Origin of the sequence: Lewinella cohaerens DSM 23179, assembly GCF_000379805.1 — a bacterium.
Lineage (GTDB): Bacteria > Bacteroidota > Bacteroidia > Chitinophagales > Saprospiraceae > Lewinella > Lewinella cohaerens.
The window spans coordinates 1-5,316 of the sequence record NZ_KB903584.1 but is presented as its reverse complement, the minus strand read 5'-3'; the positions used below and the strand labels follow the sequence as shown (position 1 = coordinate 5,316).

The 5,316-nt window shown below is 46.8% G+C and carries 1 pseudogene; it reads left to right on the top strand.

The window, feature by feature from the left end:
• Nucleotides 1-1,203 (top strand): annotated as a pseudogene (locus A3EU_RS34650) (hypothetical protein); the annotation flags it as partial.
• Nucleotides 1,204-5,316 lie beyond the last annotated feature (4,113 nt).

Here is a 5,316-nt window from a genome sequence, read left to right as displayed (position 1 = left end):
GACGGCGATGGTTACAACGACGGCGAAGAAGTCACCGGTATCGATGACCCAACTACCCCTGCGGTAGCGACGGGTACGAGCGACGGTAACGATCCATGTGATCCTGCACAAGCCGCTGGTTATACCGGCTACGATGCTGGTAATGCCATTTGGGCAGCAGCGGATTGTGATTCGGACAACGTAACCAATGGTGACGAAGTAACGAATACCAGCGATCCTTATAATCCTGATTCGGATGGCGACGGCTTAACGGATGGCGACGAAGTAATCTACGGCACCGACCCTAACAACGGAGATACCGATGGTGGTGGTGTTAATGACGGAGACGAAATAGCAAACGGTACCGATCCTACGCTTGGAAATGGAGCCGATGATTATGTGATCACCCTCAACGTGAAGGTCCTACTCCAAGGTGCACTTTTCGGTACTACGGATAATCTGATGCGTGACGATTTGCGTCAGCAGGACTTTATTCCACTGAGTCAGCCTTACAGTTCAGGAATGAATACGCGTTTTTCTCACATAGGGGATGGCGGAACAGAGGTGACAACCACTGGAATATTAGCTGCTAATGCCGGAACTCCTGACGCTATTGTCGACTGGGTATTCATCGAAGTAAGGGACGCTACTGACCCAACGATTGTATTGCAAACTAAGTCAGCCTTGGTGCAACGTGATGGTGATGTGGTTGATGGGCTGACTGGAGGTGCATTACAGGTTGATGCACAGGCTAGTAGCTTCTACATTAGTGTAAAGCACCGCAATCACCTTGGTGTGATGACAGGGCAAGCTTTGAGTCCGGTGACCGGCACGCTTACTGTTGATTTCACAACAATGAGTGCAGCCAACACCTACAATGCTCCTGGCTATGAAGGAGTAGAAATGGTTACGTTGTCAAACGGTCAGCGTGCCCTTTGGGGCGGAAATGCCAACCTGGATGGCAAAGTGAAATACGATGGTGGTGGTAATGATCGGACTGCTGTATTAGCAAATGTCATTTCTCATCCGAACAATACAGGACTGCTCTTCAATTATGACTTTGGCTTTGGTTACTATGTTGGTGATATCAACATGGATGGAAAAGTCAAATATAATGGTGCTGGAAATGACCAGGTTTTGATTCAGGCCATTGGTGTAATCCTCTATCCTCTAAATACCTCTAATTTCTTCAACTATGATTTATTCCTAGAGCAATTGCCTTAGGAATAGGCACTTTCCATCTGTAGAGTTGCCCCCTTGGTTAATATTTGACCGGGGGGCAATCATTACACATTTGAAAATCATTTTTAGAGGCTGTGCTACCGCCTCTCGATCCTGTGAAAACAAGAAAAACAAAATAATAATCATGAAAAATTTGATACAAACATTGTTGTTGTTTGTCAGTTTTATACTGATAAGTGTACAGCTTCATGCACAGTCTGCTGTAGATTATACGATCTTGTATAATTTTGATGACGCGGCGTATGAAGTTTATGTAAGACCTAACTTTAGCGAAACAGCCTTCATCCTCGGAGGAGGCAGCCAGGTCTCGATTGTATTACCGGAAAGTGTGGTTGACGCCCCTTTAGCGGTTACGCCAGTAAATGGTGGTTTTTGGTCTGATCAAAGTCAGGTTTTTGCTCCTGCAATTACACCTTCATTAGATTACCACTCTATTACTACAGGTGGATCTATGATGGTTTTGATGCCTAGTGTGGAAATTCACCTCTTTTCTTTTACGATTCCGGGAGGAGCTTGTGTAGAAGGAGTGAGATTATTTAACAATACAACGGACCCTGACTCGTCAGAACCTTCTATGGGAGGTGCTGATTTCCTCAATGCATTCTTTGATGTGTTTGGTACACCTTATTATCAAAGTAATTACGGAGAAGTAATCGTCAGTTGTGTTGCCCCCGATATTGATGGTGATGGTTTTACCGGCACTGATGATCCCGATGAAGGAGACCCTTGTAACCCAAGTGTAAATGCTGGCCCCTGTGATCAGGATACAGATGGCCTGACCAATGACGAGGAAATTATTGCAGGTACTGATCCTACTGATCCTGACAGTGATGACGATGGTCTCAACGATGGCGAGGAAGTGACGGGTGTTGACGATCCGACAACCCCTGCTGTACCCACAGGAACCTCTGATCCTAATAACTCTTGTGACCCTCTTGGCCTGTTAACGGTTGATACTGATAACGATGGTTTGACGGATTGTGAAGAAACCACCGGTATTGATGATCCAACCACTCCTGCTGATCCTAACGGTAACACTTCTGACCCTAATGATCCCGACAGCGATGACGACGGTTTGATTGATGGCGATGAGGCCATTAATGGGACCGATCCAATGGATGCGGATACCGACGATGATGGCTTGACCGATGGCGAAGAAGTAACTGGTATTGATGATCCAACCACTCCTGCTGATCCTAACGGTAACACTTCTGACCCTAATGATCCCGACAGTGATGACGACGGTTTGATTGATGGCGATGAAGCCATTAATGGTACCGACCCCAATGATAGTGATACCGATGATGATGGTGTAAACGATGGCGAAGAAGTAAGCGGTGTTGATGATCCAAATACGCCGTTTGTAGTAGTAGGTACATCTAACCCTCTTGACCCTTGTGATCCTGATGAAAATTCTCCGTTCTGTCCAAATGATTGTGATGGCCCCTTGGAGGTTGCTAGTATCGGCGATATCAATGTCACTTTAGGAGCTTCTTGTGCAGTTGAAGTTACACCAGCGATGGTGATGACAGGAAATTGGGCATGTGCTGATGAAGCGATTGTTGCCATTGATGGAGGAACTACTTCTGAAGTGAATGGTTGTGGATCACATACCTATATGGTGCAGTTGTTTATTGATGGAGAACTGGTGTATACCGCCTGGGGTAACCTCTTCGCAGAAGACAAAACCGACCCAACGGTTACTTGCCCAGCGAACACAAGCACAGTAACCCAAGACTACGAAGCTGACCAAGTAAGTGGTACTTTGAGTGCTGCTGATGCATCGTTGAACTTCAACAACTACAGCTGTTTGAACCAAGGCCAGCTGCTTGACGGTGTACACAACTACGACGTAGTGACTTTCACTACGCCTGATTTTGCTACTCCTGTTGATGTATACACGATCTTGATGGACTCTGATTGGGGTGACGGAAGCTTGTTCCTGTTCCAGGGCGGTTTCGATCCTGCGTCTCCATGTGAAAACCTCGTTGGTTCTTCTGACGATGCGTTTGTACCTGGTGGCAACATCTTCGATCCAGCGATCCGTTTGAGCCTTCCGTTACAGGCCAACACGAGCTATACCTTGGTTATCACTAACTGGGTGACGACTCAGTTTGGTAACTGGGACATCAACATTTATTCTGATAACAACACAGGTGTTACTGGCCCAGGATTTACTTCTGTAGAAATCACTGACACCCGTGATTTGATCTGTGAAGACATCAACTTCATCCGTTTCCAGACGCCTCAGTCTTGGATTGCGAATGCAGCAGGTGTACTTGATTTCACTGCAACGCGTAACACCTTCTTCGGAGGTAGCACAGCTGCATTGAACGCCTTCATTGCAAAAGTTAACCTTACCGGTTTCCCTGTAGTTGGCGACAACTGTGGCCCTGTAAAAGTTACTTTGTCTGATGCTGTTGCCAGCGATGGCGACTGTGGCGATGAGCGCATCACGCGTACATTCACGGTATCTGACCGCTACGACGGTGCCTGTGTAGGTGCTCCACGCGTAGTATCTTGTGATCAGATCATTACTTTCCGCAAGCCAACAATTGGCGATTTGGTATTCCCACCATTTGTAGCACCATTGGAGTGTGACGAGAACTTTGCACTTGATGCTAACGGTAATCCTCACCCATCAGCCTCTGGCTACCCATGGTTGCGTACTGCATTTGGTTTCTACGACCTTGACCAGGTATACTGTAACATCGGAGCTTCGTACTCAGATGAGCCACGTATCACGGTATGTGAAGGTACTTACAAGCTCCGTCGTGAGTGGAACATCATCGATTGGTGTAACCCAGGCGGATCTGGTACTCTTCAGCAGTTGATCAAAGTATTTGATGCTACTGGTCCAGTTATCAGCGGTATTCCTGCTGTAATCAACGTATCTACCTCACCATTCAGCTGTTTGGCTAACGTAGCGATTCCTTGTCCTACCCTTACCGACGGTAACGGTTGTTCAAGTGTAGCTGCAACGACTTACACCGTACTTGCAAACGGCGTTTCTTTCTTCGCCGGCGGTGACTTGTGTACTGGCGCAGTAGTACAGGCACCAATTGGTCAGCACATCCTTATCGTATGTGCAGAAGATGACTGTGGTAACGAAACTTGTGTTGAATACCCAGTAAACGTAACCGACGAGATCGAGCCAAGTGCAGCTTGTGATGATGAGTTGAACGTATCTATCGGCGGTGGCGATGTAGCTAACGGCATCGAAGGTATCGCTCGCATTTTTGCTACTGATGTAAACGAAGGATCTAACGACAACTGTGGACCAGTAACGTTGGAAGTACGCCGTAACTACTGGCGTAACAACACTTGTGATGCAAGTGCTAACCGTTGGAGCGCATGGGGCCCTCATGTAGACTTCTACTGTTGTGATATCGACAACGAAATCACGATTGAACTACGTGTAACTGATCAGTCAGGTAACCAGAATATCTGCTGGATGGTCATTACTCCTGAAGATAAATTGAATCCTTACTGTTATGCACCAGCACCAGTAACAATGACTTGTTCTGATTTGCCATTGTCATTCCCTGGTGATATTGCTACTGCTTACGACGAAGACTTCGCAGCAACATCAATTATGATGAGCTCTATCTTCGGCGGTGCAACGGGAACAGACAACTGTGCTGTTGACACTATCGTAGAGCGTACACCAAACATNCAGGTTAACGATTGTGGTTGGGGATCAATCACTCGTCGTTTTGAAGCTTGGCAATTGATGCCAGCAGGTGATGCTAACGGCAACGGCGCTATTGATATCAACGAAGTATTCCGTTCAACGAACAGCTGTAGCCAGCTGATCACGATCACGGAAGTACACGATTTCGTTATCGACTTCCCAGAAGATGCTGATGCTGACTGTACTGATCCTGATGTACCAACGATTATCACCACCACTGATGGTTGTGATGTCTTGAGCATCAACATCGGTGCACCAGTAATTTACTCTGCTACGGGTGATGAGTGTTACAAGTACTCTATCACTTATGATGTAATCAACTGGTGTTTGTGGGATGGTGAGTACACCGGCTACGTNCTTCCTCGTATGACGGAAGATGACGGTGAGCCATTACCTGTAGA